11 protein-coding genes are annotated in these 13,347 nt (G+C 32.8%); 1 reads left to right on the forward strand and 10 read right to left on the reverse strand.

Annotation, left to right across the window (positions count from 1 at the left end):
• Window positions 1–2 precede the first annotated feature (2 nt).
• The 5 genes from RSA29_RS15670 to RSA29_RS15690 all read right to left on the reverse strand — a co-directional run bounded on the left by RSA29_RS15670 (window position 3) and on the right by RSA29_RS15690 (window position 6,268).
• On the reverse strand, window positions 3–1,418 hold the full coding sequence (locus RSA29_RS15670) for a YfcC family protein (RefSeq protein WP_346944095.1): 1,416 nt from the start codon (window positions 1,416–1,418) through the stop codon (window positions 3–5).
• A gap of 122 nt (window positions 1,419–1,540) precedes the next feature.
• On the reverse strand, window positions 1,541–2,461 hold the full coding sequence (locus RSA29_RS15675) for a LysR family transcriptional regulator (protein WP_346944094.1): 921 nt from the start codon (window positions 2,459–2,461) through the stop codon (window positions 1,541–1,543).
• 418 nt (window positions 2,462–2,879) lie between these two features.
• Window positions 2,880–3,296, reverse strand: coding sequence for a bacteriohemerythrin (locus tag RSA29_RS15680; protein WP_346944093.1), 417 nt, complete (start codon window positions 3,294–3,296; stop codon window positions 2,880–2,882).
• A gap of 268 nt (window positions 3,297–3,564) precedes the next feature.
• The gene (locus RSA29_RS15685; protein WP_346944600.1) at window positions 3,565–4,689 is read right to left on the reverse strand and encodes a radical SAM protein; all 1,125 of its coding nucleotides are present in this window, start codon (window positions 4,687–4,689) and stop codon (window positions 3,565–3,567) included.
• A 358-nt stretch (window positions 4,690–5,047) separates the two neighbouring features.
• Window positions 5,048–6,268: an FAD-dependent oxidoreductase gene (locus RSA29_RS15690; RefSeq protein ID WP_346944052.1), complete on the reverse strand. Its 1,221-nt coding sequence runs from the start codon at window positions 6,266–6,268 to the stop codon at window positions 5,048–5,050.
• A gap of 510 nt (window positions 6,269–6,778) precedes the next feature.
• Between RSA29_RS15690 and glnA the strand changes: the two genes are divergently transcribed.
• Window positions 6,779–8,203 (forward strand): type I glutamate--ammonia ligase, encoded by a 1,425-nt coding sequence (gene glnA, locus RSA29_RS15695; protein ID WP_346944050.1) that lies wholly within the window; start codon window positions 6,779–6,781, stop codon window positions 8,201–8,203.
• Window positions 8,204–8,440: 237 nt separating this feature from the next.
• Here the strand turns inward: glnA and RSA29_RS15700 are convergent, their stop codons facing one another.
• The 5 genes from RSA29_RS15700 to RSA29_RS15720 all read right to left on the reverse strand — a co-directional run bounded on the left by RSA29_RS15700 (window position 8,441) and on the right by RSA29_RS15720 (window position 13,344).
• Window positions 8,441–8,791: a DUF1048 domain-containing protein gene (locus tag RSA29_RS15700; protein ID WP_346944049.1), complete on the reverse strand. Its 351-nt coding sequence runs from the start codon at window positions 8,789–8,791 to the stop codon at window positions 8,441–8,443.
• 5 nt (window positions 8,792–8,796) lie between these two features.
• Window positions 8,797–9,168 (reverse strand): DUF1048 domain-containing protein, encoded by a 372-nt coding sequence (locus RSA29_RS15705; RefSeq protein WP_346944048.1) that lies wholly within the window; start codon window positions 9,166–9,168, stop codon window positions 8,797–8,799.
• Window positions 9,161–9,493: a PadR family transcriptional regulator gene (locus RSA29_RS15710; protein ID WP_346944047.1), complete on the reverse strand. Its 333-nt coding sequence runs from the start codon at window positions 9,491–9,493 to the stop codon at window positions 9,161–9,163. The genes RSA29_RS15705 and RSA29_RS15710 overlap by 8 nt, the downstream gene beginning before the upstream one ends.
• Window positions 9,494–9,814: 321 nt before the next feature.
• A complete protein-coding gene (locus RSA29_RS15715; RefSeq protein WP_346944046.1) occupies window positions 9,815–11,599 on the reverse strand; it encodes an ABC transporter ATP-binding protein in 1,785 nt (594 codons plus the stop codon).
• Window positions 11,596–13,344, reverse strand: a complete 1,749-nt coding sequence (locus tag RSA29_RS15720; protein ID WP_346944045.1) for an ABC transporter ATP-binding protein — start codon at window positions 13,342–13,344, stop codon at window positions 11,596–11,598. Before RSA29_RS15720 ends, RSA29_RS15715 begins: the two co-directional genes overlap by 4 nt.
• Window positions 13,345–13,347: the final 3 nt, after the last annotated feature.

The following is a 13,347-nucleotide window of genomic DNA, read 5'->3' on the forward strand; positions in this document are numbered from 1 at the left end:
CCTTACATAGGTCCATAATTTATCATTTGTGCAACTACCATTAAAGCGCATCCAACCACTACCCATATAAGGAATAGTTTCCACATAAATTTCATCCATCTATCATATGGTATATTCGCTGCACCAAGTATACCCATAAGCGCCGAAGATGTAGGTAACACATAGTTCCCGAAACCATCACCAAAGTTGAATGCTAAAACTGCTGATTGTCTTGTAACTCCAACCAAGTCAGCTAAAGGTACAAATAAAGGCATAACAGTATTGGCTAGTCCACTTCCTGATGTTATAAATAAATTCAGTATAAGATTAGCTATATACATTGCTGCTCCCTGTATATAAGCTGGTATTAATCCTAATACCTTAGCCATTCCATAAATGCATGTATCCATTATATTTCCTGCAGTTAGTATTCCTGAAACTGAACGAGCAAGACCTATAATCAGAGCGGCTCCTATCATTTTTTTGGCACCCTCTACCATACACTTAGCAATCTTACTTGGTCCAAATCCAGCACATACACCTGCTATTATACCCATCCAAATGAATATAGAAGCAGTTTCTTCTAGATCCCAATCAAGCCTTATTCCACCGTATACTATAACACCTAGTAATGCAAATAGTGTAAATATTACAAGCCACTTTCTTATATCCATTGGCTTATCAAACTCTCCTGCATTCCCCTTATCAGATTCACTTGCTAAATCTAAATCATACATATGACTTGATTCTGGATTGAGCCTAACTTTTTTTGCATATCTAATAAGATAAATATTAGTTACTATATAGAATACAACAAAACAGAAAGCTCTGTATCCTATTCCTGAATAAGGTGGTAACCCTGCTATATTTTGAGCAACTATAGTGGTGTTTACATTTAATGTCCCTGTTGAAAATCCTACTGCACCACCTAAAAGTATAATTCCCGCACCAACTATAGAATCAAATCCTAAAACCCTCGCAAACATTACCATGACTGGTGCAAATCCTATAAAGGTATTAACTCCTTGAGTTGTACAAATCAAAGCAAATATTAAAGTAACAATTGGAATAAATATTGTTTCTTTAGAAGATAGCTTTTTTGAAACCATAGCTATAAGAGACTGCAATGCTCCGCTGGCTACTATTACGTTAAAAGCAGCTCCAGAAAACAAAATTACAAATATAAGACTTGCTGTCTCAATATAACCATTTATTGCATAATTTCCAATTTCGAAAATATTCACCGGGGTATTTGCTATATATTTAAATGATTCAGCATCAATAACTTTTTTTCCAGCTGAATTTACTATTTTAGCATATTCACCCGCTGGAACTATCCATGTTAAAATTGCCGCTACAAATACAATAATCGCAATAATTACTAGGGAATGTGGCATTTTAAACTTTTTTTTCTTTACTTTATCAACCATTTCACTCATGTTGAAAAACTCCTTTACAAATTTATCGAAATAACTTATACGGCCGTACAGTTTAATGCCATTGTAATCATTTTACATTTATGTGTAAAGGTTTTAAATTTTATATTTATTATAAGATAAACTTATATATTGCCACTGAATATGTCCTTTATTGAATTAATGATTTTATCAAGATTATTGATTTCCATTGAAATATTTGGATATGCGATGACTAACTCTGAAGCTATATCATCCTGTATTACATTATAATATTCAATATTCTTTATATGAGACATATAGTTTATATAACTTACTCTATTGAATCCTACACCAAAATTTGCTGAAACCAGATTCATTATAGTTTCAATATTTCTAATTTCTATAATTTTTTTAGGTATTATTCCACCTTTTTCAAAAATAATATCACTAGCATCTCTTAGACTTTGTCCTTTTTGAGGCAAAATAAACGTTTCGTCCTGCAACTCTTTAAAATCAATATATTGAAAATTCCCATTTTCTCCCCATTTAGCCTTTCTCCTTAGTCCACTATGTGAATTAACAGCTAAAAATAAATTATCATTAAATATATGCACATAATTTAAATCTTTTCTTCTTTTCATGCAACTATAAATGATTATATCCAATTCATAATTTGCAACCATAGCCTCTAATACATTTGTATTAGATTCTGTAAACACCAATTCTATTTTTGGATACTCGTCCCTAAAATAACTTGCAATTTCAGCTACTATGTATGGTGATCTCCTCAATTGTACCCCTATTCTTAATCTTCCTGAGCTACCATTAAAGAAATTGTGTAATTCAGCATTAAATTCACGTTCTAAGAAAAGTATTTCTCTAGCCTTTGCAACATATTTTTCTCCCACGTAGGTTAATGTATAAAAATTATCCTTTCTTATAAATAATTTAGTTCCTATAATCTTTTCTAAATTATTTATATATAGACTTAATGCTGGCTGAGAAATAAATAATTTCTTTGCTGCCTTTGACATGTTCCCTTGCTCTGCCAAAGTACATACATATAGTTGTTCCTTTAAATTCATATTATTTCCTCCGTATATAAGTTAAACAAATATAATATATAATAAAAGCTAATGTAACTATATTAGCCTCTATTGGTAATAGTTTCAGTAAATCGTAGTTGCTAGGCATCCTTGCCAGCGACAAATTCTGAAATAGACTATTAAAAATGATACTCTTTTTGGACTTTTTTACCTTTCGTCTACTAATTATACATATATATCTAAATACCCTTCTTTTTTTCCTTTCTTCTTACACATTTCTACATTAAATTACTACACTTTTTCTAGAGTCCCTTACTTTTTTAAAAATGAAAAAGACTAGGCTTCCCTAGTCTTTTTATTAAACTTATATTTCACTATTGCTATTGCAACACCCACATGTTCTGTCCCATCATTCTCTCTAATAACCCCAATAAAATAAGCGGGTAAATAAATTGAATTAATTTACCCGCTTATATTTATTAATGTATTCAAAAATTTTTTTATCCTCATTGGTTATATGATTAAAAATCCAATCATACAATATGTTTTTAAGAAAATGCATATCATTATAATTTTCAATACAGATATTATTTATATCCAATTTTAATATTTCACTTTTTAATTTTTCATGCTCAATTTTATGACTATTCAAATTGTCGAACCCAATATTTTCCATGATTTTTTCTTCCGTATAAAAATGAAATGTAGTGTATTCACGCAACTTACAGATAAGGTCTATTGCTTCATCAACCTTATACACTTCATTTGGTTTGTCGAGAAAAAGTTCTAACTCCCTGCAAATTTTGAATAAATGCTTATGATGTTCATCTATTTCCGATATTCCTATATTCAAGCTATTATCCCATTTAATCATAATTATCCCCTTAATTTTAACTTTTATATTATTATATATCTATTTAGATATATATTCAACAAATATGTTGTAAAAGTTACAATATAAAGAAGTTATATATATTCTTTACGCTAGAATATAATAAAAAAAGACTTCATTTAAAACATTCAATATATCCCTGCATCAAATCGCTTTGATAATAAGTAATAACAAGAAAAGGCCCCTGATTCATAGTCAGTAGCCTTTTCTCTTATTCTAATCTTAACCACATTATAATTTACAAGACACTCTAAAAAATCAACTCTCCTGGCTTATATCCATAAGGTAATTCTTCTTCACTTAAGAACTTGAAATTATCATCACGTAGTATCGGTAAAAATGCTTCGTATGGTGTTCTTGTAAATTCACAAGCATAATTACTAGCTCCGAACCATTTACCTTCTTTACTACTCAAATTTAAATTTCTAGCAAATTTCGTACTATTTGAGCAATCATGAACTGCTAAATCCCAGTTTTCTTCATCAGCTATCTTCATGAATTTCAGTGTTAATTCTCTACTCCAAATTGGCGAAATATATCCATGTCTAGAAATATACATATTTTCCTCGTTATAGTTGTCTATGTTATTCTCATTTAAATGTAATTCTGCACAATTTATAAAATCTAGTTTTGTATCTAACATTACTTGCTTTTTCTTTAAAAATCCTTCGAAAAACTCAGGAGTCATAGGAGTTTCAATACCTACTTTTTTAATATATTTTTTCGCTATTGCCATATTTTCAATAACCTTATTCGAACAATTAGTTGCACCCATGTTGAAACGTATCTCATCAAGACCTGCTTCCCCTAATGCTTTCAAAGTCTCTTCTGTTGCTAACATACCATTTGTATATAAATGCTGATGAACCCCAGCAGCACTAAATTTCTTTATAACTGAATAGTATTTTTCAATTTCCATAAATGGCTCTAAATAAACATAGCATACACCTGTAGGTTTATTATGGATAGAAAGAAGTAAATCTATATCCTTCTCATAGAACTTTGTGCCTCCAATTTCCCACATACCTTCACCTATAGGAGGCTGATCATCTAATTCTCCATAGTTATAACAGAACTTACACTCTATGTTACATTTATTAGTTTTTCTAATAGCGCTTAGTCCTGTACCCATAAGACATGAACGACACCCCATTGGGAATTTGTTATCTTTCCCCACATAATAAGTTCTATTTCCTAAAGTTTTCAAATCCTTTATTTCTGACATTAACGTATCATTTCTATCATTGATGGCTGCCTCAATTTGTGCAAAAGTAGAGTATATGATCTCTTGTTGTTTTATCATAACATCCTCTTCCTCTGGCAACATAGCAAAAAATTCAAACCACATCAATGCATCTTGCTTGGAAATTTTCATAAAGTATCCTCCTCAAATTATCTTCTTAAGATTTAAATCAAATCTTATTAGTATTTCTTTTCAATTATTCTTTTGCTTTATAATAGCTTATATCATAAAATATGTTGTATTTTTGGTATTTTACCACCTATCATTCACAACATAACTCTAATTATACCTCATTAACTTATTATAAGTAAATCTTTAATACCATTGTACAATGATAATTCTTTCATCTTTTCTTTATTTAATTCAATTTGATGGAGGATATATCTGCATGAGAAAAAAAGCCTTATGCTCTACATAAGACTTATCCTTGGTAATTTACTAGATCTTTAAGGTCATTCTTCAAATATATACTTCCCAATATTTTTTCTGGCTAGATTCCATCAAATCTATCTATTCTAAATAACTCTAAATCATCATCCTTTTCCCCCATATATAGTTTAGAGAGCATCATCCCACCCAATATAGCAAATAAAATTCCATTAGCTCCATATCCTAAGCAATACCATAAATGTTTATGTTTTAAATCAGGCCCTATAAAACCTAAGTTATCCTGAGTGGAGGCAAAAGCTCCGCAATAAGCATAATCTTTTTCAACATCTAATATATTGGGGAACATTTCCTTTATTTTCTGTTCTAATCTATCATATCTTTCATTTGCTGCCTGTTCATTAAATATTCCTGGATTAAAAGGAGTATCTTCCCCACCTGCTAAGATTCTATTGTCTTTTGTTGTTCGATAATAGTGATAAGGATCATTGTTATCACGAATAAGCACTTTATTCATCCACCCTTGTATGGTACTTACTGGCTTTGTCGCTATATTATAGGTTACCGTCTTAGTACCAAAGTTTCTACAACAAAATCTATCAGTATCATATCCTGTTGCTATAACAACCTTTTTAGCCTTCACTTTATGATTATACATGGTTTCTAATTCTACCCCATCAGCTAAGTAGTTAATCTTAATTACTTCTGTATTTTCATAAATCTTCAAACCATTGTTACAACTAACTTCTAATAAATGGTGCGTATACTTATAGGGATCTAGTTGAGCCCCTCCTTCATGTGAATATACTCCTCCTTTTAGCTCAAAGCTAAAAGGATTATTTTCATCACAAATAAAATCCACTTGTAATCCTGCATTCTTTCTTACATTATATTCCTCTTCCATTTCTGCTATCTCTATTTTTTTATTTGTATAAAGTAATGTGTCCCTTTTGATATATTCACAAGTATTCCCATAAGTTTGAATGAAATTATCTATCTCTTTTAAAGCTTTAAGTCCTAATTCATAAGAACGTATAACTTTTTCTAATGGTGTATATTGTTCTAATTCTCTTGCATTACTATCCAACTCATACTGTAGCAAAGAAGTATTAATACTAGTACTTCCATGGGCTATACGGGCTTTTTCTAAAAGTGTACAGTCAATCCCTGCTTGATTCATATAGTAACTCACAATAGCACCTGTTACACCCCCACCAATTACTACAACTTCTGTCTCTATATCTTCTGTTAGATATGGATATTGTTTAGGTACTTTATTGATTCTCGTAAAAATAGGTTTCCCTTGTGTATAATGTAAATCCATAAATTATACTCCTTCTTCTTTCATTATTTGTTCTAGTTTTGTTCTAGTTTTTGATCCTAGGCTTACTCTAAAAAAACATCCCATATCGTGAAAATTTTTCTCAATATTTATACAGCTGGTTAACATTTAATAAATGCACCCCTGTATATGAATTGAGTAAACAATGTTTGACTATCACAAAATTTCTCTTTTGTAGTAGGCTTTAATACTCTTTTCAATAAAACAATTTATAAGTTTATTATTAGTCTTATTTAAAAAGAAATACCTACAAGTTTCTTATAAACTTGTAGGCATTTCTTTTATTATTATTTATGGGTTAGTATTTGCACCTTGTAATCACTTGACATCTGAGGTGTTTATTTGAATGAAATAAATATTCTGTTAAGGTAAAATATACACGCCCATTTTATTTATAAAATTACTTTATTGTAATGAATTGACAAGGATAGCAGCAGTGATATACTTTAAATAACGAGTGTAAAACAATAACAATACATAAGGAGGAAAATTATGTTTAAAAGTTATGAAGAGCTTACAAGGTATATTGAAGAAAAGAACATTAGGATTATCGACTTTAAGGTTATAACCCTTGAAGGTAAATGGAATCACCTATCAATTCCAAGCGTGAGAGTAAATGAAAGATTATTTACAGATGGTATCGGGTTTGATGGGTCAAGCTATGGGTATTCATCTATAGAAAATTCAGACATGTGTTTTATACCAGATTATACAACTGCATTCATAGATTCTTATTGTAAAGAGAATACCTTAAGTATGATTGGAAACATATATACCGTTGGAAACGTTGAAGAAAGATTTTCTGGAGATCCACGTTATATTGCTGAAAAAGCAAATGAATATCTTAAAGCAACTAATATAGCCGACGAGTTTGTTATCGCACCAGAGTTTGAGTTTTATATATTTGATAATATGGGATATGAAATAAGCAATAAGCATCAAGAGGTTACTATTAACTCTAATCAGGCTTATTGGAGTAGTAATAACAAAGAAGACAATGGATATAAAGTACCATTTCAACATGGTTATCATGCAGGGTTGCCTAATGATACAGATAATGATTTGAGAAATAGAATGATTTTGAAGCTTGAAGAAATGGGAATTAAAGTTAAGTATCATCATCATGAAGTTGGATCTGCAGGACAGCTAGAAATTGAAGTAGAACTAGATAATATGCTTCATATGGCAGATGGAACCATGATGGCCAAATATGTTATAAAAAATGAAGCTGTGGCAGATGGTAAAACAGCTACCTTTATGCCTAAACCACTATATAATGAAGCTGGCAGTGGTATGCATATTCATATGTTGCTTAAGAAAGATGGACGTAATTTATTTTATAATGCAGATGGTTACTCAAAGTTAAGTGATGAGGCATTATATTTTATCGGAGGAGTATTAAAACATTCAAAAGCACTTCTTGCATTTACAAACCCATCAACGAATTCTTATAAGAGACTTATTCCTGGATTTGAAGCACCAGTATCAATCTGCTTTGCAACAGGTAATAGAAGTTCAGTTATTAGAATTCCAGGCTATGTAAAGGACCCCGAAGTACGAAGATTTGAGTTTAGACCATCAGATGCTACCTGTAACCCATACGTTGCATATTCAGCTATTTTAATGGCTGGAATTGACGGTATTAAAAATAAAATTAATCCTACAACAGAAGGTTTTGGTCCATTTGATATAAATGTGTTTGATTTGCCAGAGGAAGAAAAAAATAAAATAGGAGCTCTTCCAACATCTCTAGATGAAGCATTGAAAGAATTAGAAAAGGATCATGAATTCTTACTATCAAATGGAGTATTTGATAATCATTTTATAAATAACTGGATAAATGTTAAACGTGGAGATATAGCAAGGATAAGAAATGTACCTTGCCCAATCGAATTTGAATTATATTATGATTTGTAAAATGTGATAGAAGCTTAAAATAAAACTGTATTATTTAGCAATCTTTTAAAAATAAATAAGTCAGTATGTTGGAATATTTGATTTATTATTTATTTTAAGATGCCTTAAAAAGATATGAAGATGATTAATTTCATCTTCATATCTTTTTTGTCATAGAATATCTTTTTTAAGTAAAATGCTGTCTTCCCCATTTACAATAAATTTTTCACTTCCAATATAGTAACCGTACAAATATCTTTATTTAACATCATTTTTATTCCCTAATTTATTCAACATGGCACGGTTTAATTTTTCACCATAAAAGTCCGTCCATTTTTTCGTGTCACGTAAAAACTCATCGCAAAACCCAGCCACATCTTCACCTGTAACTTCAAGAACATGCTTGCCCTCCGCTGCGCTGATTTCAAACAACTCTAACAATTCCTGCTGAGTTTTCAACATATCAGACCCGTCTCCACCTGCGAAACCCCACATATATCCATGAATTTTTTCAAATACAAACTTATAGTCTTCTGGTAGCTCTTCTGCCCTTACCATTTGATCCTTATACTCTTTTTTGTCACCAAACATTTTTTTGATTAGCTTCATCACGGTTATTTTTCCTCCTTCTTAAACTTTTCTATAATCTCTTTATTTAGTTTTTCTCGTTGAGTTTCTTCATTAGTAATATAAGCACTCATAAACTCATCACTAAAGCTATCCACGTTACTACCAATCACATCAATAACCAGTCTACCTTCTACCGCACTAGCTTCGAATAAATCTATCAAATCTGTAAACATAGTCATATCCTTAAATATACTCATGTCAGCGTTAATTGAGCCAACGGTGTATATATAATTTTGAATTTTGTGAAATGCAAACTTATAATCCTTCGGTAGTACATCCACCCTTTTCATCATTTGTTTATAAGCTCGTTTATCATCAAGATCACCTATAATAAGTTTAATAATAGAATCAAACATCTTTTCCTTCCCCCTTTAATTGATTAATTTTTGTTGAAACAAATTCCCATTTTCCCCAGAACTTCTTAAGTTCCTCACGTCCAGCCTCATTAAGCGTAAAAAACTTTCTTGGAGGTCCCATCTCTGATGGCTTTTTCGTTGTTTCCACCAATTTATTTTTCTCAATCCTCACCAAGATGGTATACACAGTTCCATCTACAACATCTGAAAAACCAAGGGCATTCAGCCGCCTTGTAATTTCATAACCATATATTTCTTCATGGCTGATTATTTCAAGAACACAGCCTTCAAGTACACCTTTTAACATTTCCGTTATATTTTCCATTGGTATCACCTCTCACTATATAGTATCACTTGTATTCAGTATTACTTACTACCACTATATAGTATCACTTAGTAGTGGTAGTGTCAATATACTATGTTTATTTTTTACGTTTATCTCCACTTTGGAATTTTAAAAAATCACAATACATCTTATAATAGATTTTACCTGTATTTTCATTATGTTTACTGCCTAAAAATGGGTATGAAAAAAGCACCTCCTATGAGATGCTTTTTTAAAAGTTTTAAAATATACCATTATGATTTAGCAAGAGCCTACCACCGGCAAACTCACATTCTGCGTGGTATATAGTATTTATATGTATTATTCAAAATCTTTCCCCATATAAATCCTAGCAAATTCCTCACACCGTATTGACAATTCATCTGCCTTTCCGTAGTCAATTACATGACCATTCTTCAAAACCATAACTTTATCTGCCCGGTCTAATACATGTTTTTTGTTTGATGCAATTATACAAGCGAATTGCTTTCTAGCAATATTGTCCTCAAACCGGTTCCAGAATTCCTTTTCCGTTTCGATATCAATTGCACTAGAGCTGTCATCCATAAGATACAACTCGGCATCATGAATGAACATTCTTGCCAGTGCAAATCTTTGCTTCTGACCTCCCGAAAGTCTATTGCCACAGCTACCAGCCTCTGTATCAAGTCCTTTTTCCATTTCGGCAACATCACCTTCAAATACTGCATTGTACAGTACTTTGATGATTTCCATCTCACTAGCAGGTCTGCCGAGTAGTAGATTTTCACGTATAGTATTGCTGAACATTTTCGTAATCTGTTGTGTGTATGCTACATTAGGTGGTACGAAGAACTTCTTCTGATGCTGAATATCAGTATTATTCCAGAAAATCTGACCCGAATCTTTTGGAAGCACTCCCATTAAAACATTGAGCAAAGTTGATTTTCCAGAACCAATACCACCTGCCACCACCACAACCTCTCCCGGCTTCAACGTAAAGCTTATATCGTATATACCATTTCTGTCATCATGGCAGTATGTAAGATTCCTTACATCAAACTGCTTCATTGGCATTCTTTCCATAGGTTCATATTGGAATTTTGCCATATCCCCAAATACTTTTAAATCATAGTCTTCGGTGAGTTCACTTTCATTTTCGTTCCCCACAAGTTCAATAATTCGGTCATATGAAACCTCTGCCTGCTTTGTTTCAGACACAAGTTCCGTAATCCTATCCACGCAACTTACAAGAGTTCCGAGATAATACACGAACATACTGAAGTCTCCTATAGGAAACTCTCCCTGCATCATACTCTTCGCAACAACAAATAACATAATAGCCGTACCAATATATACAGTGCTACCCGTTACAGCCTGCAGACTTGATTCAAACAACTTATCCTTCAACACAACATGAAGCCTTTCTCTGTTCAACTTTTCATAATGTTTCAGTACACTTTCCTGCTCACCAGAAATTTTAATTGTTTGAACGACATTGGCTATGTCACTGATTGTCTCGCTCACCTTTTCTTGAATTTCACGGTTTAACTTACGGTTTCCTTTGATCTTCTTTGAAGCAATGCTAATTATCAGTATTGCAATGGACAGTGGGATAAATATATATATCGTTACTCTCCAGTTGATTATCAAGAGTGATGCCATTGCAATCAAAGAATACACAACAAATCCCATCACTTCCGACAGAAGTTCCACTGGAAAAGCGCAGGCTGGAACATCATCGTCAACAACTTCAAAAGCCTTTTCTGACTTACCTGTGATATTTTTGATATTATCCTTCTTATATATAATTTTCATTATGTTGTTTCTCAGAAGATTTTCATAATAGAATTTCTGAAGATTATCCATTACTGCACATACCATAATGGCACCAATTCTCACCAAGGAAACCCCAAGAATACCTACAAGTAGCAGCTCTACTCCCATAAGTGTACTTGACCCGCTACGTACCCCAACTTCAACAGTGTTTAAAATCTCACGTACAAAATATGCCACTGCTGCGGCTTGTGAAAAAATCAATATATTGCAAAGTAGGCTAATAATGAAAATCCACGGCTTATAAACTAGTAGACGCCGCAAAAGCTTAGAAAACCCTGATTTTTTCATTTCTTCTCACCTCCCTGTTCAGTTTCCATTACTTTGCACAGGCTGTAAAACCTACTAGATTCATCTTCTTCTAGCTCTTCTTTTCTACCGTATTCAACTATTCTTCCATGGTTTAGTATCATTATGTCGTCACTCCATCTCAGTGCAGAAATCTTATGAGCAATGGTGATTACCGTCCTGTGATTTGTAAGAGCATCAATTGCAGATAAAATTCTCTGCTCAGTCACATAATCCAGCCGTGAAGAAATTTCGTCCAGAATAACTATTGCTGGATCTTTAAGGAATAGACGGATTATAGAAATCAGCTGAGCCTCACCTGCTGATAGATTGTTTTCACCCATCTCTAAGTATGTATCCAGCCCTTCAGGAAACTTTTGGAACCACTTCTCCAGACCCATTTGTTTTATGGCATTATATATGTCCTCATCTGAAAAATCATCGTTGTATATTGTAATGTTGTCCCGTAAGGTTCCGTGTAGAAACTGAACATCTTGAGTACAGTATGCAATTGTATCCCGCAGATTTTTACCTTTCAGTTCTTTTACACTGACTCCATTTAGCAGTATCTCACCCTGTTTAAACTCGTACAGTCTTGCTAGAAGCTTAGCCAGTGTGGTTTTTCCTGACCCCGTCTCACCCATAATACCTAGTCTTTCTCCACGCTTCAACTGAAAGCTGATATCATGAAGCACATCATTATTCTCAGAATACCCAAAACTTAAAGCCTTTACTGTAAGAGTTATATCTTTCCCGTCTATTTCTCGTATTCCTTCAGCAATTCCACTCTCAATATCTAACATTTCCATAACCCTTATAATTCCAGCTTTTGCCTCCTGCATACCACTAAGATTATTTCTGAATTCCTGAAGGGGGTTATAGATTAATTTCGAATATGAATAAATAAGATATACTGTTCCCAAGGTAATAAGACCCTTGCCAAACAGCACAACGGCAATACCTAACGTACCCACCGTTGAAACTGCATCGAGAGCCGTTGACGCACTCCAAAGCTTTGAGTACATCATCCCTGCTGGTAAACTCTCCTTAAACCGCTTTTTCATTGCCTCATTCAAGCTGTAAAGCGAATATTTCTCTGCAGCATTTGTGCGTATCTCAACAGCATTATCAATTCTTTCCTTCATGATCCCATTGAATTTAGAAACTGCTGCCAAGCGGCGTACATATAATTTCGTACCGTAATCCTGTATGGCCTTGAAGACCCAAACTGAAGCAATACAAAACACCAGCATCGCACCAGCAATGACCAGATTTTTTCGTGCTAAAACTGTCAGAGCGCCCAGCATAAACAGGGTGCTTGACCCTAGCTTGAAAATCAGCGTATAAAAGTATGTGAAAAGCCCTTCCACATCTTCATCTAATCTTGTTATAGCCTCACCACTTGTCCACTTTTCATGATGCTCCATATCAATTTTCAGAAAGTGATCCAACACATCTTTTCTAAATGAATTAGTGATTTTCCATCCGAAACCCTGTACGAAATATGACTCGCATACCCCCACGACCATCTTCAGAATGATTGTACCGAGGTAAATCAAAACTATCAAACTTATATATTTAAGTGATTTTCCGGATTGGGCTGAATCAATAAAATAACTTAACACCTGGGGAGCAAGGATTTGAAGCATAATATTCGCAATAAAAAATACTATCAGTAATGTCATGGTTTTTCTTTGACCTTTCAAGTATTTCATTAAAAACGAGCCAAAATATTTTTTCTTTTCCATATT

It is taken from the genome of Clostridium sp., from assembly GCF_036660475.1.
Taxonomy (GTDB): domain Bacteria; phylum Bacillota; class Clostridia; order Clostridiales; family Clostridiaceae; genus Clostridium_J.

Excerpts from the sequence above, each read along its gene's own strand:
- RSA29_RS15710 (WP_346944047.1), bottom strand. The coding sequence starts at position 9,493 with ATGGAAAATATAACGGAAATGTTAAAAGGTGTACTTGAAGGCTGTGTT.
- RSA29_RS15680 (WP_346944093.1), bottom strand. The coding sequence starts at position 3,296 with ATGATTAAATGGGATAATAGCTTGAATATAGGAATATCGGAAATAGAT.
- glnA (WP_346944050.1), top strand. The coding sequence starts at position 6,779 with ATGTTTAAAAGTTATGAAGAGCTTACAAGGTATATTGAAGAAAAGAAC.
- RSA29_RS15700 (WP_346944049.1), bottom strand. The coding sequence starts at position 8,791 with ATGAAGCTAATCAAAAAAATGTTTGGTGACAAAAAAGAGTATAAGGAT.
- RSA29_RS15705 (WP_346944048.1), bottom strand. The coding sequence starts at position 9,168 with ATGTTTGATTCTATTATTAAACTTATTATAGGTGATCTTGATGATAAA.
- RSA29_RS15720 (WP_346944045.1), bottom strand. The coding sequence starts at position 13,344 with ATGGAAAAGAAAAAATATTTTGGCTCGTTTTTAATGAAATACTTGAAA.
- RSA29_RS15675 (WP_346944094.1), bottom strand. The coding sequence starts at position 2,461 with ATGAATTTAAAGGAACAACTATATGTATGTACTTTGGCAGAGCAAGGG.
- RSA29_RS15715 (WP_346944046.1), bottom strand. The coding sequence starts at position 11,599 with ATGAAAAAATCAGGGTTTTCTAAGCTTTTGCGGCGTCTACTAGTTTAT.
- RSA29_RS15685 (WP_346944600.1), bottom strand. The coding sequence starts at position 4,689 with ATGAAAATTTCCAAGCAAGATGCATTGATGTGGTTTGAATTTTTTGCT.
- RSA29_RS15690 (WP_346944052.1), bottom strand. The coding sequence starts at position 6,268 with ATGGATTTACATTATACACAAGGGAAACCTATTTTTACGAGAATCAAT.
- RSA29_RS15670 (WP_346944095.1), bottom strand. The coding sequence starts at position 1,418 with ATGAGTGAAATGGTTGATAAAGTAAAGAAAAAAAAGTTTAAAATGCCA.